We start from the raw sequence: 25264 nt of genomic DNA on the forward strand, positions 1-25264 counted from the left end.
CTGTATTAAAAGTTGGGGGCAAAATCTGTGGAAACGTTGAGGAACTGCTTCGCCAGGTCATCCTGGCTGATAAAGCCATACGAGACGGGTTTGACCGTCCCGCTTTTAGGGTCGGCCAGCATCAGTGCCGGGAAGTAACGAATACCCAGCCGGCTGGCCTGTCCACCGTCCATTCGGGTATCCGGCAGGAGTGGATTCACGATACCGTCCACGGAGACCGGAATGACGCTGAGGTGATACGTTTCGCGGAAGTTTTTAATGACCTGAACCAGCTGGCCGTCGATCGGGTCCTGTCCGCGGTAGAAGAACATCACGCCATAGTGCTGAGCCAGCGTTTCAATGGCGCGGCGCTGGTCAGCAAAGTCCGCCGCCAGCTGGTTGCGCACGGTACCGTTGTAGTGGCTGTGCTGCAGGTTGTAGTCCAGCTCGGGATGCTCGAGCATCGCCTTTTTGGCGCTCATCGAGAACAACCCGGCCTGCTGCGTCCAGTAGTTCTGCAGGCGGAAGTAGCGGGTAAAGTTCTCCACGCCCGGATACAGAATGGCCTCGTACATGGCGCGCTTCGTGGCCTGCTGGAGCGTGGCAAGCTTCTCCATGATGTCCGGCGAGGCCTGCTGAGGCTGTGCTGAAGAGGATTTGTCGTCCTCCGGCGTTCTGCGCGTTTCGTTGTACCACTGCCAGCCGGCATCTTTTCCTGTGGCGGAAAAAACGCTGCCAAGAAGCAGCAGCGCTAACGCTGTCTTTCTCTTTTTCACTGGAACCTTCCTTATCCCGAAGCAGGTCGGTTATCGTTTGAAAAGCGGGTTTAACAGCCACGCCAGCAGAACTCCCGCCACGAAAAGCACAACCATCAGCGCCATAAAAAACACATCGATGCGGGTTGTTTCATCAACGATATTTCCGCACCAGTAAAGCACCGGCGAGGCGACAATCAGGCTGATGATAAGGCGGACGATAAATCCTTTAATTTTCATGATGGAGAGTCCTGAGTGAGTGATGAGTGGCTTACTGTTTGTTCTTCAGCTGCGCGGCGATTTCCTCGCGGACGCGCTTCGTCAGGGTGTCGTTATCCGGGATTTTCTTGTTCTTCTGCAGATCGTCGAAAAAGTTCGAGAAGTCGAGCGCTTCAAAATTAATTTGCTGCAGCTCGGTCTGGGTGATGCCGCGACAGTCCGGGCTGCTGGCCTTGCCAAAGCCGATGTGAAGCTGACCGTTACGCCCCTGCTGCTGCACAATCTGGGCAAGCTTAGAGTCAAACTGACAGTAGCTGCGCTTCTTCTCGAGACAGACGCCGAGCACTTTTTTTGAACAGAACTCACCGATACTGACCGTGAGCTTATTCTCTTTGGCCTTGCCCAGCGCTTTCTCCTCGCTGCTGCACCTGGCAAGCCCGACGTCCTGGCCCCATCCGCCGTCCTTACAGCAGTTGCTGAATCCTGCCGCAAACTTCTTGCAGAACTTCGCGCTGCCGGTAAAGGCGCGCACGTTAACGCTGTTAATGGCGGCCACGTCCTTGCCCGCAGCGGCCAGCGCGGCGAGTGCCGAAACGACAGGTGCAAAATCGTTATTTTTACCGTTCTGCGCCCGCTCACAGTCACCATCGAGACAGAAGGTGTCGCCGCCACATATCATCACCTGGCCGGAAGTACGTGTTTCACAGGAGTACGTCGCGTATTCATGCAGGCAGCCGCTGCCGTCTTCTGCCGTGAAGGCGCAGGTGCGTGAGGCAAGTGTACAGGCCGGATTGTTCATGTAGGTTTTGCAGGTGCCATTGTCAGCAGCCTGGGTCATATAGGTGTCTTTGTACTTCCAGCAGGCCTGCGTGACCGGGTATGACACGCCGTCAACCACCACCGTTTTTGTGCTCCCCGGCTCAATACATTCGGTCTTTTTGAGCGTACCTTCGCTCTTGCTGAACGGACAGGATTCGTTCCAGACCACGTCCGGCACCCATTTTTTGTCCGTCACCTGCATAGTCAGGGTGGCGGTCATCCAGGCCTGCGTACCGCCCTGCATCCAGGACAGCGTCTTCTGAGCATATTCCCGACAGCGGGATTGTTTCCCGCTCAGGCAGTTTTTGTTGAGCATTGCCCCCTGTGGAGAGTACTGTCCGGCGGTCAGCGCAGCCCCCACAGCACCGGGCAGCGCCCATCCGTTATCCCTTTTAGCCACAGAATCCGCATTTACGCCCCACCACGAGAAGCCGTAGTACATATTTTTGTCATTAAAGTGGACGGCAACCGACGCGCTCAGCACGGTACCGGTTGCGGGAGCACGGAAGCGAAAATTAACGGTTTTGTTACCGTCATACGTGTAGCTGAACTCGCTGTTGGGCACCGTGTAGGTGCGCGTCACCGTGGTGTTTTCGTAGTGGCCGGTAATGCTGGCCGTGCGCGTACAGGCCTGCTCAACCAGCAGGTCGCGCTCACAGGTATAGTTGGTGAACTCGCTGCGGCTGATGTTCTGCGCTTCGCACTGCGTCTGCCCCGTTTTGCCGATGATGGTATCGGCGCGGGACTGGACATCCTGGCTGGCCTTAATAAACGGCGCGTCGGGTGAAATGGGCTCCTTCGGGTTGTTAACAAACGAGTCGGTGACGGCCTTTGTGGCCTCATTAGTAGTCCAGCCCGTGGTACCGTCCGCTTTCAGCGCACCATCACCGGTCGCCGTCACGCCGCCATAGTACTTTTTCTCACCGGGTGAGGCGGTATAGTTGGGGATAGATGCTGAGGGGTTAAAGTTTTTCAGGCTGCTCTCACCCTGCCCCTGTACCTGACGGGCAAAATCTGCCCCCGCCCTGTACTGCGCGTCAGCATCGGCAAATGCACTCACGCTCACCATCGTGGTGGTAATGGCCAGCACCGGCATCAGTATTGCTCTTTTCATCGGGCCTCTCCTTTATTAAGCAACTGTTGCGCCTCATCCCTGCACTCGCCCTTCTCCACCACCTTTTCCAGCGCCTGCTTCAGATGAAGATTTCCACGGATAACGTCATGGCCACGTTCGCAGTACACCACCAGTGACGGCACGCTGGTGATCCCGTACTCGCGAAAGCGGGTCGGGTCGATGGCGACGCCGCTGGCTGAACCATCCTGAACAAGCGCCATCACGGCGGTTGCCGTCGTTTTCATGTCGTTGTTGACCATGCCCCGCAGGGTGGCGGGAATGTCGTATCGGCGGGCCTCGGTCAGCATGCGCTTAAGCCCCGCCTGCGGGATGGCAAAGGAGATGAAATACAGCGCGCCGTGCGTGGGCTTATCCTGCTGAGCCTCCTGCTGGCGATGTTTCAGCTCCCCGATAAAGCGCGTGTCGTCTGCCGAAAGAGGGTTCTGGCGCACCTGCTGCTCCAGCATCTGGCGCAGCGGCGCGTTGTCCTGCCCCCTCAGCTGCTGGCTGAAAGACTCCTGCTGACGAATAAACTCGCGGTTCGCCTCATCAGCCCCTGACGCCAGCGCAGTACAACAATATGCTGACAGCAGCAGCGCCGCCGTCAGACCGAACAGAGTTTTCATTGAAGGTTCCTTTTCTCAGAGGAAGACGCAGTTACGTTTGCGCCAGAGCAGATAGCCGTAGTTTTTCTTCGTATTCGGCGGGTTACGCCCCGTTTCCCAGCGCATGACCGTGCGGCCGAAGGGGTGACATTGCGCCACATCCGGATACATATTCACCATCTGATAGCGCCAGCGCGTTTTGGGAATAATGGGTGACGGATACTCGAAGCAGACCTTCTTGTCCTCCCCGATACTCTCCATTATCTGCCCCTGACGGTGCAGCTTGAACGCCATGCGCTCGCTGACCAGCACCGAGGACTGCAGGGGGCTGGACTCATTGCTCACCCAGCCGTTAAAGGGATACATTGACCCCTGCGACCCGGCACACCAGAACAGCGCGTCAACCGACGTTTTTGCAGCACTGGCCACCGCGTCGGCCGCACATGCGCCCTGCGCGATGGGGTTGGCAAAAATGACCGCCTCCGGATTCAGAATGGAGGTCAGGGCGCTGTCACCCCATGTCGGGTCGATTTCAGACAGGTACCCGATATCCAGGTCGCCGCCCTGCAGGCACCCGAGGGAGGTGATGATGTTGAGCCAGTACGTCAGCGGATATTTGTACCAGTGCACGTGGTAGAACGCGCCATTGACCTGTTTGTCATCTTTTTTGGCGGTGCCCATCCCCATTTTTCCGAGATTAAGGGTGAATCCGCCGAGGTTCACCATACAGCCCGGGGAACGCGCCACATCGGTCATGGCCATCGGCTCCCAGTAACCTATTGCCAGGCCGATGCGCTGAAATACCGGGGGTGGCATGGGACAAAACTGTATCGGGCTCCCGGGATTAGACGTGTCCGGTAAATCACCGCCCGTGACTTTTGTGCTGCCGAGCGACAGGGGGAACATGCAGCGCCAGCAGATATCTGTGATCGGATTGACGAAACGCCCTTCGCAGGCGGCGTCCGCCGCCGCCATGTGGCTGTTACCCCACAGAAGCAGCCCGAACAGAGAGACGGTCAGCATTTTCACCGGTCACCTCCTGCGTCATGCTGCGCCATATCGGGCGGAATGATTTCCACCTGCAGGCGCTTTCCGCTGGGTGCCGCCGTTACCCGTGCCGGCACCTGGCTTATGCCAAATCGTGCGGTCAGCACCCCGTTCTGGTCGAAGAAAATGCGGCTGTCGAGCTTCTCTGACGTCTGCGGAATATTACCCTGCACCAGAATAATGCGGGTGATCAGGGTGTCAGGCTTCTGTCGCTGTACCCACGCGAGCTGATCCGCATCGTCGCCGTTGATAAACAGCAGCGTTTCGTTGAACGGCACCACATCAAGCGGATTAAAGATCTGCCCCGCCTGAGCAAACACGTTGCCCCTGTCGTCGGCAAGCGCCTTGTCCACCCGCACGCTCGGATCAAACCAGCGCCGCTCGTAGCGCACCGCGCGTGTTATACCCTCAACGGCAGGCGGGCGCTGGCTGTTGCGCACCACGCGCGCCTTAAACTCCGCCATCTTTTTGTCCATCTCGCCGGACTGCGCCAGCGTCTGCAGCCGGCTTTCGATAACAGTCAGCATATCCGGCTCCGCCACCGGCCAGAGATCGCCCCACGTCCCGAGGTCAGCGGCCGTCACGCTGCCGGTCAGCAGCGTCAGGCCCAGGGCAAGGGCGCGCATCACGCCCCCTCCTTCATCCGGCGGGCCACGTCAGTCTGGATTTCACGCGTGATATCCGGTGCCCCCTGCACCACGGCAGGTGCGACAAGGATGAGGGCACGATGGCGGATCTGCCAGTCCCGGAGGCTGGCCTCCAGTGACGCGTTAAAGCGGTCTGAGAGTGCTTTTGTCTGCGCCTCGTCCAGCGAACGGCGACCGGCGCTGTCAAAGAAGGCATCCACCGTGGATTTCATGTTGAAGGCCACAACCACAGGACGGTTAAGCTGGCAAACCAGCCAGCTGACGCCCGCGCCCGCAGCCAGCGTGCCGGCAATCAGCGCGGCGTTAATGAGTACGTGTTTTTTCATGAGATGGTCTTCCCTTCATGCTCGTGAAGCCAGCGCTCCAGCGCGGCCATTTCCGGCCCGGACTTTTTCCACGCCAGCTCCCAGACGGCCTCGTGAATACTCAGCCCTTCCCGGCGTCGCTGCTGCAGAAACTCAAAGTCCGGACCGTCCGAGGAGTACATTGCCCGGCTGAGCGGATCGACGAACAGGCGATGCCAGGACGTCAGGTGCTCAACCGACAGCATAAAGCTGCTGAACCAGTTGTCCTTCGCGCTGCCGAAACCTTTAATCATGTCGCGCTGCAGCTGCGAATACTGGTCCGGGTACAGCTGGTTGTACTTGGCGAACTCTTTAGCCGACTGCTTGAGGATAATTTTGTAGGACGAGTTACCCCATGCCGCGCGGGCGGCGCTGGAAGCCGTTTCCGAGTCAAAGTCGACGATGTTCTGCGTAATGGTGATGTACGAACCGGTATGGCGGCGGGCGGTACGGTAGCCCTTCTCGATAAACGCCCCGACCTTGTTATTTTTGAAGTCCAGCAGGCGCCAGCCTTCGTCTATCACGTTGAGCTTCTTCAAGCTGCGCGGCGTGCGGTACATGCGGTTCTCAATGTAGAGAATGAGCGAGAACATTACCGCCACCAGGAGGGACGGCCTGTCCTCCAGTCCGCCGAGCTCAAGCACCACCATCCGGGCTTCGTCCTTCAGGGACGGCTCGTCGGAGTTGAAGTAGCTGCCGTACACCCCGTCGCGGGTGTACTGAGTCAGCAGCACCACCATCTCATCGAGGCGGCTGCGGATGGTCGGCGATCCGCTGTATTCTTCGCTGTCGCGGGCCATCATCAGGTAGTCCACCACGTCGTCAATGCGCGCCTGGTTTTTCTTGGTAAGCCAGGTGGCCTTCACCGCCTTAAGCAGCAGGCCTTCGTGCACCTCGTCCAGGTTGCCGTTGGGGCTGGCCATCACGGACAGCTGGTCCCGCAGGCGTTCGGCCATCTCATCGATGGTATCGTCAGTAACGTTAGCGAACGGGTTAAACTTCAGCGTCTCGCCGTCGAGGTAGACCCCGCCCATGTTCTCGCACAGGGACTTGTAGCCGTCGCCCATGTCGAACACCACGGCGAAGCCGCCGGAGTCGATGACGCTGCGTATCAGGGGCTGGATAAGCCCGGTTTTCCCGGCACCGGAGGTCCCGCAGACCGCCATATTGAAGTTGGTGTTACCCATGCCGCGGCTGAACAGGTCGATAAACGCCAGCTGGTTGCGGTAGGTCGGTGCCAGCAGGCCAGAAGTGGCCAGCGGGCTGTCCGCCACCACCGGCATCAGATTGGCGACATTAAAGCTTTCGGCGCGCTGCAGCACGCCGGACTCGCGCAGCTGCTTAAAGAGGCCGCCGCCCGCCATAAACGGCAGATTCACGAGAAAATTGCGCATATGGTTAAAGCGCGGGGAAATCAGCTCGAAGCCATTTTTACGGAAGCTGTTCAGTACGTCCTGTTCGACCTTCAGCGCAGTTTCCTGGTCATCGCGGCAGAAGAGGGTCACGTTCAGAAAATAGCTCACCAGCGAGGACTGCCCGGACGACAGGCGCTGGCGCAGATCGCCCCACTCTTTTGCCTCCTGCGCCACGCCCGGGAAGAACTTGGCGTAGCTGGTCTTGGACTTCTTCTCAAGATCCATGAACTTCAGGTTGGCCTCGTTCTGCGCCTTCACCTGGTCTTCCACGCTGAAGACGAGCGTCAGGATAAACGGACACGAAACGGACAGTTCCGGGTTGAGAAGGTTGCTGTAGTTGTCGGCCATATTCCAGAGGAAGGCCAGCTCCGGATTTTTGGTCAGCTGAAAGTTCATGATGCGCGCGGTGCTGTTGCGACCGTTACCGCGCAGCCCCAGCGTCATGTAGTCGGCCTTCACCTTCAGGTCAAAGGTATCGTCCACGCACTGGTAGTTCAGATCCTTGAGCGGATCCAGTTCCCGTTCGGTGGGATACAGCGCATCCGGGTTGTGGTTAATCATTTCGCCCGCTATGCGGATAAAGGTATCCGCGTCCACGCTGCGGGTGGCTATCTGCGCCCCCTGCAGCGAGGCGCGGATGATTTTGACCTGGTTTTCCATCTCCATCACGCTGGCCTTACTTCCGCGCTTGCGGGGGACGCAGCAGGAGATGTACACCCGGTAGTTACGCAGGGTCAGCGGCAGGTTGAGGTGATCGGGCAGCGGGAACCCTTCTTCTGCGGCCCTGAGATAGTAGGCGCGGGTGATGGCGTTGAACGTATCAGCCTTTTCTCCCGTCCAGGAAAGCTCGCGCAGGCCATACTCGATATCCTGTCCCACCAGATGGCTGGACACCAGGTGAACGGCCACCGGCACTTCGCGGGGCAGCTTGGTACGCATCAGGTTTTCCAGCGACGACACGATAGTTTCGTTGGCGCCGTTGATGGGCTGCGCCTCGAGCATAAAGCCCATCGTCTTCTCGTTCATGAAGAGGCCAGTTTCCACATCGTAGTCGCGGTACGGCAGCACACGGCTGAACTGCGGGAAGCGCATCTGCCCGAGGACATCGTTCGCCTCAGAGGATGCATCGGGCATCTTCAGAGCCGTCAGCAGCGAGTTGACCGTGCGGGTGACGGTATCCAGTGGATTACTCACGGTTATCCTCCTTTTTATTGTCGGCCGTTTTTACCGTTTCCGTCGCAGAGGCCGGGCGGCTGGCGGGGATACCGTAGCGAAAACGCGCTGAGCGCATCTGACCGTACAGGCAGAAATACGGACGGCATCCCATAAGCAGCGCCGCCCCTGAAAACACAATGGCCATCACAATCCACAGCAACTTAAACGCACTCAGCGCCCCGTCAACATGACCGGCATATCCTTTAGCATCGGTGACAACGCTGCCCCGGTCATGGCAGACGGCTGAGGGAGCGTCATGCAGCGTGAGGCCGGAGGACTTGCCCTGCTGGGCTGGAGGTATAAAGGGGTCTAAAGGTTCATCGCGGCAGGCCGCAATACGAAACTCGCCACTGCTGACGTTGTGCGTGACGGCCATAATTTCCTGCGCCATCGCCTCTCCGGGCGTGGTGTCCTCCATCCACAAAAGCATGGCAACCAGCAGCATCAGCATGGCGGCAGGCCAGACAATCAGATAGTGAAAAGCCCAGGCAAGCCATCGAAGGCAATACAGCAGGACGGACAGAAGCTTAAGCATCATTCCCGTTACCTCCGGGATTCAGCGGAAACCAGACGCTGCAGTTGTTTCTGATAGCCTCCGCCAGCCTCTCCCCGTCCTCATCGCTGTACAGCGCCTTAATCTGGCTGACGTCAGATTTCGTCAGGAAAATCCGGGTTATCTGCTGTTTTGTTACGCTCATACCTGAGCCTGCTTTACCCAGGAACAGACAGTGCCCACGCTGCCGTTGCATTATGTGTTGAAAAATCCCTGCCTTCCCGTCGAGGGCGGTAGCACACTGCTGAGACGCTGACAGCCAGAAGTCGCGTTCTGCGGCATTAACACAGATGACACGCATCCCCAGCGCCTCGCAGCTGGCCGCGATATCGTTAAGGTGACGGGTTTTCCCCGGACCACCGTTATCCCTGTATGTCATGGCGCTCTCCTGAATCGTTGTCATTTTTCTCAATGCCTTTGCGCCCGCCGTCAGAACGCTGTCCTGACAGAAGCGCCTGTACCATCTGAGCGCAGAAAACCGTCTTACCGCTTCCCGTACAGCCCAGGACCATAAAATTGCCCTGCTCAGTGATTGCTTTACTCATCGGTCACCTCAGATACTGTTTTTGTCGTATTTCCAGAACCCGCTGGCATTCCGTACAGGTACGTACGCCCGGGATGGCCTGCTGCCGCCTGAGGGGGATGCGATTACCGCAGCATTCGCACCGGTTGCGGCTTTTGCCTTCCAGGCAGGACCGCTGCCTCGCGGCCTGTATATGAAGCTGGTTCAGCAATTCGTCCTGCTCCTGCAGGAGATCGAGTTCGTCTGCCATCAACGCTCCCTGCTCACACTGTCCGGACACGCTACCGCCCGTCCCTTTTCACGTTTCAGGGCACGCGTGATAACGACGGATTGTTAAAATGGGCGCCACACGCGGTGGCGGTTCAGGTTTCAGTTAACGCGCGGGGTTCCCCACGCTGAGGGTTTCACAACAAAAAACACCCGCGTCGGCTGGTGATAAACGTCCTGCGTATCGATATAGGGCGCGATCCACAGCCCGGCCGTCTTTTCACCGACGCGAAGCGGCCTCGGGTCCACGATGGACTCGCGCCCTGGCGGAGGCGCAACAACCGGTGTGACCGTGGAGAGCGGCGCCCGCGAGGCCGAATGCGGCTGCGGGCGGGGGAGAGTTGGTGTACCCGCCAGCGGTGTATTTCTGGATGCGACGGCATGCACCGGTTCAGCCGCCAGCGTAAGGGGCTGCACGGACCGGGTCCGGAAATTACCCTCAGCCAGGCGTGGCAGCGATGTCGCACCCGGCTTTACCGCGCTGGCCTCCTCCAGTCGTTTGGCTTTCTCATTGGCCTGCTCGATGGTCATGCAGGTATCGGATGTCGTCGCGTTACACTCAAAATCGCTCGTTGTACCGGCACATCCCGACAGCGTCAGGAGACTGGCCAGCGTGAGCGCAACAGGCACTGTCTTGTTCATTTGCGGTTCCTTTACGTGGGGTTACTGTGAGTCGGCCTTCGGCATAAACTGGCTCTGGTTAAGTCTGCCCAGCTGGTTGAGCATCTGGTCGGTACTGAACCCATTCATGCCGCCCTGCGGGACTGACGGTGGCGGAACCGGACTGCGTTCGTCGCCCTCCGCCTTGCTTCTGTCATTCTCGTGCGCCAGCTCTTCAATGGTTTTCAGCTGAAAACCGTCCTGAAAGACAACGGTCACTTCGTTACCCGCCCCAATCGGGATGACGGGGTGGTACTGCTCTGCGCGCTTGATGTAGTAGTCGCTGAGGGTCTGGGCGGCTTTGGAGGCACCGCCGCCAATCCCCATCTTCATCACGTCACCCGCGCCGAGGGATGCCGTGGCGCCAAGTCCGACCGAGGGCTGGGACGCGGTCTGCACGCCCTGACCGATGCCGTCAACAAAACCCGCGCCCCATGCCCAGCCGAGGATTTTGCCGTTTCGCATCACCACCTCGCCCTTGATGCCGTTTTTCCCCCGGAAGCTGACGTGTCCGGCAATGGGCTGGTCGATGGTGACGCCGTGCTTCAGGCAGCTGATGTTGCGGGTACGCACGATGGCGCGCTCGCTGGACACGTCGCCCCAGGCTTCAAGCCCGATGAAGCAGCCGGTCAGGTCGTAGCTTTTGCTGTTGGGCATTTCCACCCTGCCCGTAATGCGCAGCTGCATCGGCACCGTGGACTCGTTACCGGTCACGGAGGCGTTGGCGTCAGCCCCCTCAATCAGCATCGATTTGGCAAAGCTGCCCGACGGGATGTACGGCAGGGACGGACCTTTGCTCTCGTCGCTGCGGGCAAAAGACTGACGGCGCAGCTGGTTGGGAACGGGGATGGGCTGGTACTGTACCTGCGCCGGCGGCGTAACGCCGTTACCCGGGTAGAACGCCGTCGGCGGCGGTACGGCCCCCGTTTGCGGCGGGAAACCGGTCGGCTGCGGCTCACCTTCAGGACCCGGTGCAGGAGACGGCGGCTGCGGTGCCGGCTCACCCGATGCGGTGACGGGTTTTGCCCCCAGCGCGCTGACCTGAGCGGAAAGCGCCGCGTTGTCCTGGTTAAGCTTGTCTATCTGGTGCTGGTAGCCTGCCTGCCCCTTACTGAGCAGCTCAAGCTCGCGGCGCATTTCGGCATACTGCTTCTGCATTTCGGAGGCGGTAGCCTGCATCTCGGTCGTGGCATGCTGCTGTACCTTCTGGTCAAAGGTGCTGTCCACCACACCGGTCATATCGGGCGCAGGCTCGTCGGCTGCTGCCGCATCGCTGCTCCCCTCGTAACGCGCATCCGCCAGATACCAGCCGCCGCCGCCCACCACACCCACGGTCGCCAGCACAATACCCAGCCAGATAAACTGCTTGCGCTTCACCACTGAATTAATGCTGGCCATCAGCCGCACCTCCGCTGCTGATAATGAAGACCTGCAGGGCGCCGCCCGCCATCAGCTGACGCGAGGCTTCACCGAACAGCACCCCGCGAATACCGCTCTGCCAGAAGTCGCTTTCCGCGATGTTACGGGCCATCCCGGTATTGTTGGTGACGCGAAAGCGCACCACCTTAAGGTGATTGCCCACCCAGACGCGCTCCGGGACTGCAGACAGTCCGGCGGGCGCGACGAGGGCTTCATACGTGACGGGAATAGCCTGCCAGCCGGACGGCAGCTTCCCGCCAAGCAGATGCTGGCTCAGGGAAACCAGCGTGGCCTCATAGGGAGAAGACTCCTCCCAAGTGCGCGCCGCTTCGCCCGTACCGGACAGCTCGCTGACCAGCCGGATGGTTCGCCCCGCGCCCGCACGTGGCACGGCCTGTACCGAGAAGTTGAGGCCGCGTTCGGTTTCCAGAATGAACGTGAAGGGCTTTTTGTTGAGGGTGCTGACAATCACACCGCCGCTTGCCGTCTGCTCCTGCCGCGTCAGCTCACCGTCGAGGCTGGTCAGGGCCGTCACGCGGTCACCTGCGACCGTAAAGAGGTTCGGGTCGGTGTTGCTGACCGCGATGCTGGCCTGCCCGCCGTTCGTCAGCGGAACAATCGTGGCGGAAAGCGCAGTGGGTGCGGCGACCGTCTGACCGGAAGCGAGCATCATCAACGCAAGCAGCGCACGGCGACTATTTTTGTTCATCGGTGATTTCTCCGAAGTGGCTGAGCCAGCTGATGCCGTCCTCGCGCTCAAATTTAAGAACGTACTGTTTCAGCTCGGGATACGGTTTCGAGTCGCCTATCCAGGTTTTCAGCTGACCGCGCACGTCCACGCGGCTGCTTGCCGGATAAACCTTCACGCTGGTCATATAGAAAGACGAGTTGACGTTGTTGTCCTTAATGCGCTTCGCATCCTCGGCAAGCCTGATTTTCAGCTCGTTCTGCGCCGCCGGCTTGACATACGCCAGCAGCTGCTCATGAGAGGCATCAACGGTTTCCGGGGTGACATTCAGGCGAAGGGCGATAAGCGACAGGGCCATCTGCTGCAGGTAGGAGGCATCCGCCTGATTCTGCGACACGGCAAACGGCGCGTTGAAAAGCATTGGCGTGACGATAGACTTCTGCTCATTCTGAAGGCGGTAGTTGTTGACGGCCTGAATAACGTTGGTGGTGATACTCCCCAGAATAACCACCCCCATGGCAATAAAGCCGATGGCAATAACCCGCTGTGTACTTAATCGTGCTCCGTGTTCCATCTGATTATTCCTGTCTATTTAATCCACTGGCGGTAGCATGAGTCGGGTACATCATGGAAAATCCCCCTCAGCAGTGAGGTCGGCATATACCAGTAGACCAGGTCCCGCAGCCATGAGCTGCCCCGCCCTTTCTTGAGCTTTTTTATTCCGAGATAGGCCAGTACGGCAGCGATAATTCCGGGGATATAATGCTGGGTCCAGAATCCCCACCCCAGGCAGACAATAGCCGGAATAAGTTCATCCACAGGAAGGCCAAACCAGCGGCTCTGATTCGTCAGGGTTTCAGGAAAGCGATATTTTTTGAGAGATTCATTCGCCATATATGTTCCGTCTCCGGTACAGCTGGCAGTATGGAAATACCTGCCAGCCGGATTACAGGCAAAGCCCTCCCGTGAATGCTCGTGAAGGGCATTCAGAATTAAACAGGAATTTAATAGTCGGAAGTGGCTCTGAACGGCTGTCTCTGGATATCAGTATCCTGCGACAGACATACCTACCGTGACGAATACGGACAGGATCGCAAAGCCCGCCAGGAACTTAAGGTTCTTAGTCGTCATATACATCACGGCGCCCACCAGGACTTCGGCAAGAATAACCCACTTAACCACGCTGGAATCTTTACCAAATGTTCCTTTAACGGTTGCATCGCCGCTGGACATCAGATCTTTACCCGCAGTCGAGGCCAGAACCGTTTCAGGGAAAAACGCAGCAATGGCTGCGACAGGCAGGGCAAACTTCAGCGCTTTGAGTAACGCGACTTTGCTGAATTTTTTCTTTGCAGGGGTCGCGGGTACAGCGTTAATAACAGACACATCAGTCATATTCATTAATCCTTTAATTACACCGGATAGATTTGTTGAAATAAAAATCCTAAAAAACTAGTTTTGTGACTTGGGTTCAAGATTGTTTGGGATCACCTCCGCCATTTCAGAGTTATAGAAATCAGGGAATTTTTCCAGGTGGTCACGTAACCGAATCAGCGCTTCAGCTGATTTAGAACGACCACTTCTGTCTTTCGCCTTCAAAATAAGAAGATCGGTTTGTGGGTCAAGGTAGATCGACATAGTTACCGTTGGGCCACGAAGCCTGTGACGTCTAATCATGTTTTCCCTCTCAACATATTCCTGCGTCAGGATAGTGACACGCGAAATACAATTTATTCAATACCGAGATTTCTACACTATTTTATTAACAAAGATTTAACATTAAGAACTTTAAGAACTACTGACGTCATTCGTGTATAGACACCATTCTTAAGACAATAGAATCTGAAGTCATCATAATCAGGGAAATACTTTCTGATTTCTTTTTTAACACTAGCAAGCCTATTGGTAATAGCAGATTCAGAAACACCAAGACACCTCGACATAGTATGAAGATGAAACCCAAGAACAGAAAAACATAAAGTAATCATTTTTTTGGTTGTCATTTCAGAAAGAAAAATGTCCACATCAAAGCTGTCATTCAGTACCTTAGTGTTTACCTTGAATAATGCCTGGTAATCTGGAAAATAATTTATAAGCCATATAGCATATAGATCCCCATCAATTAAACGTATTTCGACTCTCAATTGATAAAACTCACCGTTAAAGTTAAATGTACGACATAGTGCTGTTTCAGGTCCCATAACAAATGCCTCTAATTCAATAGAGGATAGTTCGAGTTCAACCTCGTCAGAATCGAAGCTTATACCTGAAAATGATTTCGAAAGTGGATGAAAGAGATCGGAAAAAGCATCATTTTTATAAACTACTTTTCTGGATTGATCACGAATACAAAAAGGTAGTGATGAGGAATTATAAAGACCATCAAAATGACTTAGAACATCATCTAATGATTGACTTGGTTCGGAGAGATCTCTAGGATCGCGCGGGTGCATTGAAGCCTCCTCTGAAGGTTTCTGTGTATAGTCGGTACACTCGGGGGTCTAGCCCGGTGTACCGGCGACCCGCCAAACAAAATGGCGGGCATCAAATTTTACTTATGTCTGCATAAAATATATCAATTACTGACGACAAAGTCACTCAAAAACAGCAGATCTAAATCCTATTTATCAAATATTTTCAGCTAATTATCTTGAGAATCTTCCTCCTGCGGAAAGAAGTTTCCAACAATCTGTTGCACGTCCTCACGTATACACGTAACCATCTCCCTGAAATCAAATTTTTCATTTCCTGCGAGATGCGGACTCAGCGACTCCATCGCCAGAAGCTTGCTGACAATAAATTGAGTTTTCATTACATTTTCAAGTATGGTTTTATTATAGAGCGCCTGATTAAAGGCAGACTCTTTTCTTTCCATTTGCGCTTCATAGACCCGAAGACCAAGTTCGAGCAGCATTGATGCAATACTCGAAAAACTTACATCTTTATCTCTCGCTCCTTCAGCGCGACGTTTTTCAGCGATTACTCTTATTTTCTCTGACACTTCATCGCTTACATAGACCTGAACTCTGGCCATAACTTTCTCCTTATTTATACATCCAAAATTTTGTACATCAGAATATTTAGGAAAGCTAAAATGCACGACTCGGCACAGACTCTCTGCCGGAAAACAGACGACTCGAATGCCGACACAAACTGTAAAAATTCACGAGTCGAATATAGACTCGCCGTAGTCATAACTCAATGGATTTATTAAAAATAGTCACAAATGACTCTCATTAGAGTTTTTATCGAGTCGAATAAAACTCCCTACCGAGTCGTTTACACACATTAAAATAAATTATTTCACATTACTTTTTATCTAACCTACTGTTTTAGAAAGCCAATCAGCAAAATTTTAATTTTGCGTGGGGTGTGGTGCTTTTGGTGGCGAGGAGTGCATATTAGTTGAGTCTGGGCATGGGATGGGTTAACTTATTTCCGGCATGGTGCCCGGAGGGAAAAAATGAAACGGATTGCTCTTACGTTTTTAACGTTGGCTTTTTCTGGAATGTTGAACGCTGCTGATTGTTTTGATCTTGCAGGAAGGGATTATCATATAGATCCAGATCTGCTTCGGGCAATCTCCTGGAATGAATCGAACTTCCGCACAGACGTAAAAGGCTACAATCCTGTTTCGGGTTTTGGCTCCGGACTTATGCAGGTGGACTCCCAGCACTTTAACGAACTGGCTCGTTATGGAATAAAACCGGAGCACCTTCTTTCCGATCCGTGTATGAATATCTACACCGGGGCTTACTATCTTGCAATTGCATTCAAAAAGTGGGGAGTCAGCTGGCAGGCCGTGGGCGCTTATAATGCAGGTTTCAGGAAAACAGAAGAACAGGCGCAGAGAAGATATGTCTATGCCAGAAAAATTGAGGCAACATACCGGGCGATAAAGAAGAATAAAAACTCAGGGCAGACTCTCTCAAAACAATAAAAAAGACCTCGTATTGAGGTCTTTTTTCCATCCTGTCTTTAACCCGTCAATCAATAGCCCGATAAATTAAATCTACTTCAGGGTGTTTTATGATACTGATGTAGTCTTTCAGTGCATCCTGACGAGCGACGAGGTGTTTACAGACTTTCGAGTATTCAGGCCCCATATCTGCGACCTGCCATGACAACCAGTTCATGATCATTAGCGTGGCAATAATTCCGGCAGCATCAGCACTGACCTCTGCTTCAAAGTAATTACCAGGAACAACCATGTTATAGCGCTGTTCTCCTCCCGGTGCGATATATCCTGTTTGTGCGGTGGTGAATCTGACACAGTTCGGCGCCACGTTTCCGCCAGTGCCCTGCGGAATAATCCAGTAATTCCAGAAACCGCCATCATAATCTGAATGCTGACGTAACCAGCTGGCAATCATATTATCAGCAGAAGGCGTAAAAAAGAGCGCAGGAATAAAATCAAGACGTTCATCGCCATCTGTAACACAATAGCGCTGGCGTTCATCGATTTTAAATTGTTCGGCTGATTCACGAGTGGCGGTTTTGACGTTTAATGTGTGCATTCTGGTTTTCTCCTCATTGGGTTATTATATCGTTCGACTTCATCACTGAGCGGCGAAGGGCAATGAGCAGCTGACAGAAAGGAAATAAAGGGGCGCGCAGCGTTTATATCCCCCTTTATTTCCTTTCTGGCTGATGCTAAAAGCAGCCCTCCGCGAACTGATGAAATCGGGCGATAGTCACACCAGGAGAATGCACACATCCCGTAACGGAAAATCGGCGTAAGACGAATTACCGTTACGGGCTTCTGAGTGGAGGTAATTTATTACCGTCACGGTGAAAGCGGCGCATCCTTTCAGGATGCAGCAAGCGTGAATTTGAATTTGCGTCAGGATGGAAGCCCGAAGGGCGGAGACGGTTTACCGGCTCCGTTCACGACAGCCGTGTCCCTTTTGGGACGACGCCCGGAAAAGAAACGCTTATATCCATATCAGCGGCAGAATAATAAAGACCATCGCCAGCAGGAGAATGAAGAATAGAAATCAGCTAACCAAAAGACAGGAACTTCAGACAACCTCGCGCCGGAATAACGCAGGCAGCGCGTCAGCGCAGCCTGCTTATTCTGCGCCGCAGGCGCGCGGCCTTAGATGCCACGAAAGGCAGGATACTCCCCTGCCCTTCTGGATGGTTATGCAGCTTCATTTATACCGCGCAAAAATTCGCGCATGGCACTGATACGGCGCTGATCGTCCAGCCGCTTTCCAAAGTTGTTGATGTAGTACACCGGCGTATACCGCACCCTGTTTAACTGCATCGTCAGCGTATTGCCCGTGACCACCTCGGCAGGAATACCCAGCAGGGAAAGCTGAATAAACGCCATATCGGCCGCAACAGGATCGATATCAATGCAGCTTCCGAACATATGTTCAGACGGGTTATAGCCCGCCTCCAGCAGATATTCCGCATACGCCACAATCATTCCCGCCGCACCGCTTGCCGGATCGCTGACGGTCACGAATCCCTCACGGCGTATCGTTTCGTCGACGTCCGGCATCAGCAGCCTCGCCAGCAGTGACTGGACGTGATACGGCGTGAAATACTGCCCGTTCCGGTCGTCGCCCAGCTCAAGTTCCATGAAGATCGCGCCGAGAAAGTCGTGAAACTTTGCCTCCAGCGCGCAGACCATCAGGCAGAAAAGCGTATGCAGGTTGCTGATATCGCTCGCGCTGTACTTCGCGCAGATTTTACGGCTCTGCTCAATATTCTCCGGCGTTCTTATCCGCGCCATATCCAGCTCGCTGGCAGCCAGCGTGATAAAGTCGCTGAAAACCTCCCAGCGGCGCAGGCTGCGGGCGGTATCCCTGAACACGCTGATAAACTGGCGGCGTGCCTGGTCGATCGCCATCATCCGGTGCGGTATCGGCTGCGCATTCACGGTGGGCAATACGGGTTTAGCGGGTGTTAAGGGTGCGGCTTCTCTCGCCTGGTCAAAGAAGCTGGCAAAACTGAGTTGAGACATCGTTCCTCCTTAAATGCCGCCCCGTAAGGAGCGGCTCAGTTATCAGTTAAATGCCCGCTTCAGTTCGAGCGTGCGTAACACCTGTCCCCACTCGCTCACTCGCATGGCAGGAATACGAACGGCGCGCCCCTTCTTCCGGCAGTGCGCAATGTGACGACCCAGCGCCCGCATTTCGGCGCTGATTTCGTCACGGTCGATATCACTGCGTTTAATACGCACCTGTTTTTTTACGGGCGCATTTTCCGCCTCAAGCATCTGGACATACAGGGCGGTCGGTGTAACAATCGAAACTTCACTGAATTGCATTGGTTTGTTCCTTTTGGTGAAGGCCGGATTCATCGTTGAAGGCGCATAAATCCGGCGGGTTAAGGCAGGCGAAAGCCTGCTTTTCTCATTTCTGGCGCTGCTCAACCTCCTTAACGCGTGCCAGAATCTCCGCGTGGTCAAGGTTGCTGTAGTCACGCATCCGGTAATAACGGATACCGATCCGCGCGTAGATTTCGGTCACATTGCCGCAGACCATTTCCGCCAGCATGAAGGTTTCACACTCGCCGTTCTGACTGCTGCGCCAGTTCATCGGGTACATCAGCCCCAGCGCATCATGGAAGCCGTGCACGTCGATTTCGACGGGCGCGGTCAGATATGACTTTTCGCGGCTCAGCCAGTACGCGCGTTCGGCCTCACTGGTCGCATAAATACCCACTTCGGCGCAGGATTCGGTCAGATTTAAGTGCATGGTTTATCTCCTTCTGGTTAATGGCGTTGATATTTCGCCGTGGTGGTTATTCGTCGAACGTGATGCCGGAAAAATGCGCCATCAGATGCAGCATGTCGGCAATGTCATCGACTTTCTGCTGAATGGCTGGCGTGGCTTTCAGGATGCGCGTGACAGCGGTTCTGAGTTCGCCCATATAGCGGTTTGCAGACTCGCCCAGCGCCGTTTTGTCCGTATTGCTCTGGTACTTCATCAGAGCTTTACTGACGTGGTTTTGCAGGGTATCAAGCTCTCTGAGCGCGCTTTTCTCCCATGCGTCAAAGCTGAACGTACTGTTCGTGTTGCTGTTGCTCATGATGTTTCTCCGTTGTTGCTGGCGGCATCCCCTGCCGCCAGCCGATTAAGTAATCAGTAATCCGCCGCCAGCTCGCTCATCAGGTCAGCACATTCACCATCGGCACGTTCTTCTTCCGCAGTCGTCAGCATGTAACCCCGTTTCGCTGCCGCCCCCATAAACGCCGGACGGTCTTTCAGTGGCAGTTCTGCCAGGTAATCCATAGCCATACCCAGCAGACGGGACTCATAAATCTCGTAGTGCAGGCCACATCCCCGGTTAGCCTGTATTTCCATACGGGCCAGCACCACGTCCGCGCGAATAACATCGAACGGGTTACGGGAATGGATATTGCGCACAAAGCCATCAGTACGCAGGGACGAGGTTTTCACCCATCTTTCGGAAGATTCTTTGGTGGCGGTTTTGACGTTGACGTTCTGTGTGTTCATCCTGCTTTTCCTCTTATCTGGTGGTTAATCCATCTCTCGGTGAGTTCCCTGGCGGCAAAGGGCAAAGGAGCAACGGCGGGGCGGCAGGAGAAGGGCGGAGACAAAACTTTTTGCGGTCCTTCGCAAAAAGTTTTGGCGGAGTTCATTTCACCCTTCGGATGACGACGCGACGGTGCTACGACCAGCCCTCCGCCCGGGAACGGACGCGAGATGGCTCACCAGAGGTATGAGAAGAGGATGAACACACCCGACACGTCGGAACGACGTGGCGTCACCTGAGTGCCGGCGGCTTTATCGCCGGCATGGTGAAAGCGGCGTGACCGGAACGGTCACTGCGAGCAGGTGTTGACGTTGCGACAGTGGGATGGAAGCCCGTCAGGGCGGAGACGGTTTACCGGCTCCGTTTACGACAGCCCCGGTTTCCGTCAGGGAAGTCGCCCGCAGTCATGGCCAGTGACCGCGTCCGACGACAGGCAAATTTGAAAAGATGATACAGACAACTGCCACCATAATTCGCAGCGTCCGTTCTTCAGAGGAGATTCACAGCAGGGTATTACAAAGCGTAAGGGGCATAAAAAAGAGCCGCTATACCGCAGGCATAACCGCTCTTTTTACTTTCCTGCCCTCACGCTGGCGTATTCTTTGTTACCTTCGCCGCCAGAACACACAGCCACTGACCAGAAGCAGAACACCGCACAGCACCGCCAGATTCGGCAAGATGGTGTCGAATGCACTGCTGAAAACTTCATCAGGGTTATGTTCCCCCCAGAATTCCAGCTTGTATCCGATGCCCCAGACAGAAAACGCCAGTCCAGAAGCCACAATTCCCCACTTAAATAGAAACACGAGCACGTTGTCCAGCATACCAGGCGGATCGCGCCAGGTGATAACCAGCGCAATCAGGGCACAGATTACCACCCCGGCATAGTACGCCGTACTTCCGAACATCTCCGGCGCCGCGTAATGTATGATCAGCGTAAACAGGCCATTTAACAGCGCGACCAGTATCCAGTATCTCATCTCTAAATTATCCCTTTTAAGCACCCTGCCGACCGTATTCTGGCAGGATATGATATCAGACTCAGTGAGGCGACTTTCCCCTAAAATAATCCGGTCGCGCCGTCAGTTCCCGCTCGATGAGTTCATCAGCAAACAGGGGCGCGATCCTGTTAACACGACGCGCCAGATTCCGTCGCCGCGTGGCCGCCTTTCGCTCATCGCTCCAGCGCCTGACGGGCCGTTCGCACAGAAAATCAACGCAGACAGCATATCCGGCTCCTGCCACCCACAGTGACATCACAGACTCAGGGGCGGGTTTCCCTGCCTCCACCACTTCTGACGCCAGCTCAGATTCACCGGGACAGGGATCGGGACGCTTCCAGCGCAGCGAGTAACGCCACTTCATACCCGGCTCCGCATTGTCAGCTTGTTGGGTACCATCCAGCGCTCCAGCTGCCTGACAGATCCCGGACTTTCCCGCGCCAGCGCATCCGTTTCAGCCATCACCGTCCAGAAAGGCTGGTTCTCCGTCATCCAGCGTTCCATTGGTGCCAGTGACGGAAAGCGCTCGCTCCAGCGCCAGAACATCTCCTCCAGGTCGTACTGGCGCAGTTCAGTCCCCGACCAGCGCGCGCTCCAGCTGCTGACCGTTTCCGGGGTATGAAAGGCCAGCTCAATCTCCGCCTGCCCCGCCAGCGCCTGGTACGCCCGCTCGCGCTGACACTGTTCTTTTCGGCGCTGGCGGGTGTATTTTTCATCCCGCAGCGCGTCCTGACAGCGAACCCGCTCGGTCTGCTGAAAGGCCACCTCCGGAAAGAGGCGCTGACCAGCACCGACAGGAAGCGGCAGCCAGCAACACGTCCCGCGGCTTTCAATCAGCGCATCGATGGCACTGAGCCAGCTGTCCCTGCTGCCCCGCAGCTCCCGCGCCGTCAGCACCGGCGCAAAATAATGGATTTCCCTGATAGTGATGCGCGTGCTGCCCGTGAGCCGGCGAAAAAAGGCGCTGGCATAGGGATACACCGTGGACACCGCGCCGCGCGACCGCCGGCGTTCAACCTCAGCGATGGCCTCCATCGCGGCGCGGCGCTCGGGGCTGAAGGGAACCAGAGAGAGATGTGAGAGGATCATGCCGCGCCCTCCGCCGCCAGAATACTGATGATGCTGGCCTGACTGTATCCGTCCGCATCGAGACGCGCCGTCAGGCTGACGGTGTGGCTGACAAGCTCCGGCTGGTAGCCGCTCAGGGTTCGAATGACGGAGAACGGGCGACCGCTGGCGGGAACGAACACCACCATCCAGACGGGACTGATAGCACCGGGACTGCACACTGCAATATGATAATTGCCGTGCGAGGGGGTAAAGCGTATCTGTACGGGGAAGAACCCGCCGAACTCGCTGCGGTACTCGCCGTTCATGTCCCAGTTATCTGGGCAGGACAGGTCACGCATCACGGCGTGGGTCAGTTCGCGGCGATAGTCTTCGCCGCTGTCGCGCCAGTCCTCCATCTCGTCAGGGGACATGGTCTTCAGCACATCGGGGGTCAGAACAGTTTGCATGGGTATCTCCTTACTGCCGCCCCGCAGGGCGGCGCTCCGTTATCAGGCGGCGTGTGCCGTGTTGGTGGTCTCGTTGTCAGTGCTGTCGGTATCGGAAACAGCGTCGTCAGCACCGGATTCAGTCGCTGGCTCCGGTCCTTTCAGCCATGCCGGAACCCAGCGGGTGTGCTGCATAAAGTGCTCCGCATGCCCTGCTGCGTCGCCCTTCTTCATCTTCTCTGCGTCACCCGCCGCGCCCGTCAGCCCCGCCTCTTTCAGGGAGGCGACAATCTGCGGATGTTTCAGGCTGCCGAAGTAGTTGTCCTTCGTCGGCTGCCACCAGTCCCGCAGGTGGAACCCGATTGCCGCCTCCACCGTATCGAGGGTACTGCGCGAGGTGTGCCCCATATCGCGGGTCTGTACCCCGTCAACGGAACAGGCCGTGCAAAAGGCCATCAGCGACATCAGCACCCCGCCGTCGAGTGCAAAGAAGGTGGTGAAGTCCTTCTCCCATCCTTCCGGCAGCAGGGCTTTCAGCCGCGTTTTTTCAGCCATCAGGATGCCAAAGGCAGCTCCGTCTTTGCCGGACGGGGCGTTCTCCGTCAGACTGCTGTGGGATACGGTCAGGCTGATACGGAACGGATGCGACGTGGTGACGCATCCGGCAAAAACACAGGTACACATACGCCAGACCATCAGCGCCACCGCCTTTTCGGGCTGCTGCATCAGCGCCGCCTGTACCGCCAGCGTACGCTCGGATGACATTTTCGTGAGCAGCGGAACGCTGATCCCCTCTGCGGCGTCGGGCTGGCGCGAGGTGAACGGCACCGTTACGCTGCTGGTTTCGGTTTCTTCCGGCATATCCGCTTTCAGACGCACCCCGCGCTGCACGTACACCTGCCCTTCGTACAGGCTGACCATCACCCCCGCGCCTGACTTCATGTCGTCAGTCCACGCGCTGACTTCTGCCGCCTCCTGAATGGCAAGGATGTCCGCCTCGATCGCATCCGACTCGTCGCAGACGCTGTCAAAGGCGTCGTACTGCTCCCGCAGCGCATCAAGACGCTGCTCCTGCTCAGGGGTGTATACCGGATCGGGTTCAACAGGCTGAACGAACTCTTTACCGTCTTCGCCGTGATACCAGATGCGGGCTGCGCGTCCGCGACTCCATGCCCAGCCCTCACGCTGCTGAATGTCCAGAGCGATACGCTCCAGCTTCTCCTGCACCAGACGCTCAACCAGCACGCTGTCTGCCGTGCCGTCGCCCTCGTCCTGGCTGAAAAGATCTTCACGAACGTAACCCCCTGCCGCCTCATACGCTTCGCGCCCGATAAACCGGAATTTGGTGTTGTCGGTGCGCATCTCGGTGTCGGTAATGGCGCGTTTAATCAGGTGCGCGGGCGCGTTCGACCAGCTGGCCTTCACGCTTTCAAATACCTCAACCTGACGGGCAGGATCGTCCTCGAGACAGAGCGCCTGACATTGCTCAACGGTCAGTTCGTCCTGCGCGAGCTTCTCCATCAGGGCAGGTGCAAGGTTTGCCAGCTTCAGCATGCGCTGCACGTGGCGGGAGCCGAAGCCGAGCGCGTCGCCAATCTGCGCGGGAGTTTTGCCCTGCTCTGCCAGCGTACGGAAACCTGCGATTTGCTCGGCGGGATGCATGGCGGCGCGCTGCTCGTTCTCAGCAATGGAGGCAAGGGCAGCAATGTCGTCTGAGACGCGTTTCACCATGACGGTATGATCGGCCGCAAGACGGTCTTCCTGCGCCAGCAGATTCAGGGCAGTCAGTCGGCGGCCACCTGCGGCCACGCCGGATTGTCCATCCGCGAGGGTGTGAACAATCAGGTTCTGCAGCAGTCCGAGTGCCTCAATGGAGTCGGCCAGACCGCGAACGCTGTCCACGGAATACGGAATGGTGCGCACGTTCAGCGGGGATTTAGCGAGACTGGACAGCGGAACATACTCGATGACAGCGGCCTCAAGGGCGGCCTTCAGGGCTTCTTCCTGCGCCTTCGTGATTTTTTTGCTGCTCGCTTTTTTGGGTGCTTTTGCTTTAACATCGGTTACTGACATAGTTGATACCTCACTGGATATTGATGATTGTCCGGCCCTGCGGAGTGGCTGCTCCGGCAGGGCACCTTCTTACTGCTGTTTACGAATACCGTAACGTTCGATGTAACGGTTGAGCCATTTCCCGGCATCCGCTTCAAAATTCCACGCGCGCCATACCATTACGCCGTTCTGACGAACGACCAGGCGAAAATGTGTACCCTGATCGTCCTCAATTGCCACGTTGGCGTACTGCGCCGCAACGGCCTCAGCCTGTTCGCGGGTAAAGGTGTCGTCGGTTAAAACCGCCAGCGCCTCGTTCATGTTGCTCCTCCTTCTGAACCTGTTTTGCTTTTAAAAAACCATCACCCGTTGAGTTGCCGGGGCCGCGGTTTTGACGTTTTGCGGGGACCTGCTGAACGCCCCCGCTGGTTGTTACCTTCACCCGTTTGAGAGCCGTTCGCCGCAGGGGCGTAAACCAGCGCGGGCGATGGCGGATGTCCGGGGCGCGGTTTACCGCGTGCCATTTACCCTGGACAGCTGACAACGACTGTGCTTGTCTCAGCCCCGGCGAAAGGACTCAGAGGGGTGAAATGACCAGGAGGTAATGAGCAGGAACCCGCCGCAACGGCGGAACGCGCGGGCGCGAAACGGCGTTGCCCCGAAGAGGCCCGGCAGCATTACCGCCGGGCTGGTGAGAGCGGCGCATCCGTTTACGGATGCCGCAAGCGTGATGTTGCCCCTGCGACAGTGCGATGGAAGCCCGACAGGGCGGAGACGGTTTACCGGCTCCGTTTACGACAGCGCCGGTTCCCGCCAGGGAAGTCGCCCAAAGTCATATCGTCCGGGAAGAAAAGCCGACAGGACAGCGATATCAGCCAGTACGCCACCGGTATGGCCACTATTGCCAACGGCAACGGCAACGGCAACGGCAACG

General features: G+C 56.3%; 35 protein-coding genes. 2 read left to right on the forward strand and 33 right to left on the reverse strand.

Annotated elements, in window-relative coordinates; genetic code table 11:
• Window positions 1-5: 5 nt before the first annotated feature.
• From traF to traM, 21 genes are all read right to left on the reverse strand, one after another.
• Entirely contained in the window at window positions 6-755 is a 750-nt protein-coding gene (traF, locus tag BMW97_RS22600) for a type-F conjugative transfer system pilin assembly protein TraF (RefSeq protein ID WP_090393184.1), read from the reverse strand.
• Between the two features lie 30 nt (window positions 756-785).
• Window positions 786-974, reverse strand: a complete 189-nt coding sequence (trbE, locus tag BMW97_RS22605; RefSeq protein WP_090393185.1) for a conjugal transfer protein TrbE — start codon at window positions 972-974, stop codon at window positions 786-788.
• A 31-nt stretch (window positions 975-1005) separates the two neighbouring features.
• Window positions 1006-2886, reverse strand: coding sequence for a type-F conjugative transfer system mating-pair stabilization protein TraN (gene traN / locus BMW97_RS22610; RefSeq protein ID WP_090393187.1), 1881 nt, complete (start codon window positions 2884-2886; stop codon window positions 1006-1008).
• Window positions 2883-3512, reverse strand: a complete 630-nt coding sequence (trbC, locus tag BMW97_RS22615; protein ID WP_090393189.1) for a type-F conjugative transfer system pilin assembly protein TrbC — start codon at window positions 3510-3512, stop codon at window positions 2883-2885. Before trbC ends, traN begins: the two co-directional genes overlap by 4 nt.
• 15 nt (window positions 3513-3527) lie before the next feature.
• Window positions 3528-4514: a conjugal transfer pilus assembly protein TraU gene (traU, locus tag BMW97_RS22620; protein WP_090393249.1), complete on the reverse strand. Its 987-nt coding sequence runs from the start codon at window positions 4512-4514 to the stop codon at window positions 3528-3530.
• A gap of 2 nt (window positions 4515-4516) precedes the next feature.
• Window positions 4517-5164, reverse strand: coding sequence for a type-F conjugative transfer system protein TraW (gene traW / locus BMW97_RS22625; RefSeq protein ID WP_090393191.1), 648 nt, complete (start codon window positions 5162-5164; stop codon window positions 4517-4519).
• Window positions 5164-5511: a type-F conjugative transfer system protein TrbI gene (gene trbI, locus BMW97_RS22630; protein WP_090393193.1), complete on the reverse strand. Its 348-nt coding sequence runs from the start codon at window positions 5509-5511 to the stop codon at window positions 5164-5166. Before trbI ends, traW begins: the two co-directional genes overlap by 1 nt.
• Window positions 5508-8138 carry a type IV secretion system protein TraC gene (gene traC / locus BMW97_RS22635; RefSeq protein WP_090393196.1) on the reverse strand — a complete coding sequence of 877 codons (2631 nt, stop codon included), beginning with the start codon at window positions 8136-8138 and terminating at the stop codon, window positions 5508-5510. The genes trbI and traC overlap by 4 nt, the downstream gene beginning before the upstream one ends.
• Window positions 8131-8697 (reverse strand): conjugal transfer pilus-stabilizing protein TraP, encoded by a 567-nt coding sequence (traP, locus tag BMW97_RS22640; protein ID WP_090393198.1) that lies wholly within the window; start codon window positions 8695-8697, stop codon window positions 8131-8133. Before traP ends, traC begins: the two co-directional genes overlap by 8 nt.
• Window positions 8687-9091, reverse strand: a complete 405-nt coding sequence (locus BMW97_RS22645; RefSeq protein ID WP_090393200.1) for a hypothetical protein — start codon at window positions 9089-9091, stop codon at window positions 8687-8689. The genes traP and BMW97_RS22645 overlap by 11 nt, the downstream gene beginning before the upstream one ends.
• Window positions 9075-9257 (reverse strand): hypothetical protein, encoded by a 183-nt coding sequence (locus BMW97_RS24160; RefSeq protein ID WP_090393202.1) that lies wholly within the window; start codon window positions 9255-9257, stop codon window positions 9075-9077. The genes BMW97_RS22645 and BMW97_RS24160 overlap by 17 nt, the downstream gene beginning before the upstream one ends.
• Before the next feature lie 3 nt (window positions 9258-9260).
• Window positions 9261-9485 carry a TraR/DksA C4-type zinc finger protein gene (locus BMW97_RS22655; RefSeq protein ID WP_090393204.1) on the reverse strand — a complete coding sequence of 75 codons (225 nt, stop codon included), beginning with the start codon at window positions 9483-9485 and terminating at the stop codon, window positions 9261-9263.
• 119 nt (window positions 9486-9604) lie between these two features.
• Complete coding sequence (traV, locus tag BMW97_RS22660) at window positions 9605-10144, reverse strand: type IV conjugative transfer system lipoprotein TraV (RefSeq protein ID WP_090393206.1); 540 nt, start codon at window positions 10142-10144, stop codon at window positions 9605-9607.
• Window positions 10145-10165: 21 nt separating this feature from the next.
• The gene (gene traB / locus BMW97_RS22665; protein ID WP_090393208.1) at window positions 10166-11560 is read right to left on the reverse strand and encodes an F-type conjugal transfer pilus assembly protein TraB; all 1395 of its coding nucleotides are present in this window, start codon (window positions 11558-11560) and stop codon (window positions 10166-10168) included.
• Window positions 11547-12290 carry a type-F conjugative transfer system secretin TraK gene (gene traK / locus BMW97_RS22670; RefSeq protein ID WP_090393210.1) on the reverse strand — a complete coding sequence of 248 codons (744 nt, stop codon included), beginning with the start codon at window positions 12288-12290 and terminating at the stop codon, window positions 11547-11549. The genes traB and traK overlap by 14 nt, the downstream gene beginning before the upstream one ends.
• A complete protein-coding gene (gene traE / locus BMW97_RS22675) occupies window positions 12277-12843 on the reverse strand; it encodes a type IV conjugative transfer system protein TraE (RefSeq protein WP_025759824.1) in 567 nt (188 codons plus the stop codon). Before traE ends, traK begins: the two co-directional genes overlap by 14 nt.
• 14 nt (window positions 12844-12857) lie before the next feature.
• Entirely contained in the window at window positions 12858-13163 is a 306-nt protein-coding gene (gene traL / locus BMW97_RS22680; RefSeq protein WP_090393212.1) for a type IV conjugative transfer system protein TraL, read from the reverse strand.
• A 150-nt stretch (window positions 13164-13313) separates the two neighbouring features.
• Complete coding sequence (gene traA, locus BMW97_RS22685) at window positions 13314-13664, reverse strand: type IV conjugative transfer system pilin TraA (protein WP_090393214.1); 351 nt, start codon at window positions 13662-13664, stop codon at window positions 13314-13316.
• Between the two features lie 57 nt (window positions 13665-13721).
• Window positions 13722-13946, reverse strand: coding sequence for a TraY domain-containing protein (locus BMW97_RS22690; protein ID WP_008324165.1), 225 nt, complete (start codon window positions 13944-13946; stop codon window positions 13722-13724).
• A 77-nt stretch (window positions 13947-14023) separates the two neighbouring features.
• Entirely contained in the window at window positions 14024-14722 is a 699-nt protein-coding gene (locus BMW97_RS22695; RefSeq protein WP_090393217.1) for a PAS fold family protein, read from the reverse strand.
• 188 nt (window positions 14723-14910) lie between these two features.
• The gene (traM, locus tag BMW97_RS22700) at window positions 14911-15303 is read right to left on the reverse strand and encodes a conjugal transfer relaxosome DNA-binding protein TraM (protein ID WP_090393219.1); all 393 of its coding nucleotides are present in this window, start codon (window positions 15301-15303) and stop codon (window positions 14911-14913) included.
• A 429-nt stretch (window positions 15304-15732) separates the two neighbouring features.
• Here traM and BMW97_RS22705 point away from each other — a divergent pair, with 429 nt between their 5' ends.
• Complete coding sequence (locus BMW97_RS22705; protein WP_090393221.1) at window positions 15733-16209, forward strand: transglycosylase SLT domain-containing protein; 477 nt, start codon at window positions 15733-15735, stop codon at window positions 16207-16209.
• 46 nt (window positions 16210-16255) lie between these two features.
• Here BMW97_RS22705 and BMW97_RS22710 read toward each other — a convergent pair whose 3' ends face one another.
• The 12 genes from BMW97_RS22710 to BMW97_RS22765 form a co-directional block, all read right to left on the reverse strand.
• Entirely contained in the window at window positions 16256-16786 is a 531-nt protein-coding gene (locus BMW97_RS22710; protein WP_090393223.1) for an antirestriction protein, read from the reverse strand.
• 626 nt (window positions 16787-17412) lie between these two features.
• Window positions 17413-18243, reverse strand: a complete 831-nt coding sequence (locus tag BMW97_RS22715; protein ID WP_090393225.1) for an N-6 DNA methylase — start codon at window positions 18241-18243, stop codon at window positions 17413-17415.
• A 42-nt stretch (window positions 18244-18285) separates the two neighbouring features.
• Complete coding sequence (locus tag BMW97_RS22720; protein WP_032713713.1) at window positions 18286-18549, reverse strand: hypothetical protein; 264 nt, start codon at window positions 18547-18549, stop codon at window positions 18286-18288.
• 85 nt (window positions 18550-18634) lie between these two features.
• Entirely contained in the window at window positions 18635-18979 is a 345-nt protein-coding gene (locus BMW97_RS22725; RefSeq protein ID WP_090393227.1) for a hypothetical protein, read from the reverse strand.
• Between the two features lie 46 nt (window positions 18980-19025).
• Entirely contained in the window at window positions 19026-19313 is a 288-nt protein-coding gene (locus BMW97_RS22730; RefSeq protein ID WP_040218558.1) for a hypothetical protein, read from the reverse strand.
• A gap of 53 nt (window positions 19314-19366) precedes the next feature.
• Window positions 19367-19741 carry a hypothetical protein gene (locus BMW97_RS22735; RefSeq protein WP_040218561.1) on the reverse strand — a complete coding sequence of 125 codons (375 nt, stop codon included), beginning with the start codon at window positions 19739-19741 and terminating at the stop codon, window positions 19367-19369.
• A 645-nt stretch (window positions 19742-20386) separates the two neighbouring features.
• Window positions 20387-20761 carry a hypothetical protein gene (locus BMW97_RS22740; RefSeq protein WP_090393229.1) on the reverse strand — a complete coding sequence of 125 codons (375 nt, stop codon included), beginning with the start codon at window positions 20759-20761 and terminating at the stop codon, window positions 20387-20389.
• Between the two features lie 61 nt (window positions 20762-20822).
• Window positions 20823-21146, reverse strand: a complete 324-nt coding sequence (locus tag BMW97_RS22745) for a theronine dehydrogenase (RefSeq protein ID WP_090393231.1) — start codon at window positions 21144-21146, stop codon at window positions 20823-20825.
• A complete protein-coding gene (locus BMW97_RS22750) occupies window positions 21143-21871 on the reverse strand; it encodes a plasmid SOS inhibition protein A (protein WP_090393234.1) in 729 nt (242 codons plus the stop codon). The genes BMW97_RS22745 and BMW97_RS22750 overlap by 4 nt, the downstream gene beginning before the upstream one ends.
• The gene (psiB, locus tag BMW97_RS22755) at window positions 21868-22299 is read right to left on the reverse strand and encodes a conjugation system SOS inhibitor PsiB (RefSeq protein ID WP_090393236.1); all 432 of its coding nucleotides are present in this window, start codon (window positions 22297-22299) and stop codon (window positions 21868-21870) included. The genes BMW97_RS22750 and psiB overlap by 4 nt, the downstream gene beginning before the upstream one ends.
• A gap of 42 nt (window positions 22300-22341) precedes the next feature.
• A complete protein-coding gene (locus BMW97_RS22760; RefSeq protein WP_090393238.1) occupies window positions 22342-24351 on the reverse strand; it encodes a ParB/RepB/Spo0J family partition protein in 2010 nt (669 codons plus the stop codon).
• Window positions 24352-24420: 69 nt separating this feature from the next.
• Window positions 24421-24651: a DUF905 domain-containing protein gene (locus BMW97_RS22765; RefSeq protein WP_090393240.1), complete on the reverse strand. Its 231-nt coding sequence runs from the start codon at window positions 24649-24651 to the stop codon at window positions 24421-24423.
• A 426-nt stretch (window positions 24652-25077) separates the two neighbouring features.
• On the opposite strand from BMW97_RS22765, the gene BMW97_RS24210 reads away from it, so the two are divergent.
• The coding region (locus tag BMW97_RS24210) for a hypothetical protein (RefSeq protein ID WP_090393251.1) at window positions 25078-25264 on the forward strand (187 nt) is incomplete at its 3' end.

This window comes from Enterobacter sp. NFIX58 (genome assembly GCF_900110475.1).
Classification (GTDB): domain Bacteria; phylum Pseudomonadota; class Gammaproteobacteria; order Enterobacterales; family Enterobacteriaceae; genus Enterobacter; species Enterobacter quasiroggenkampii.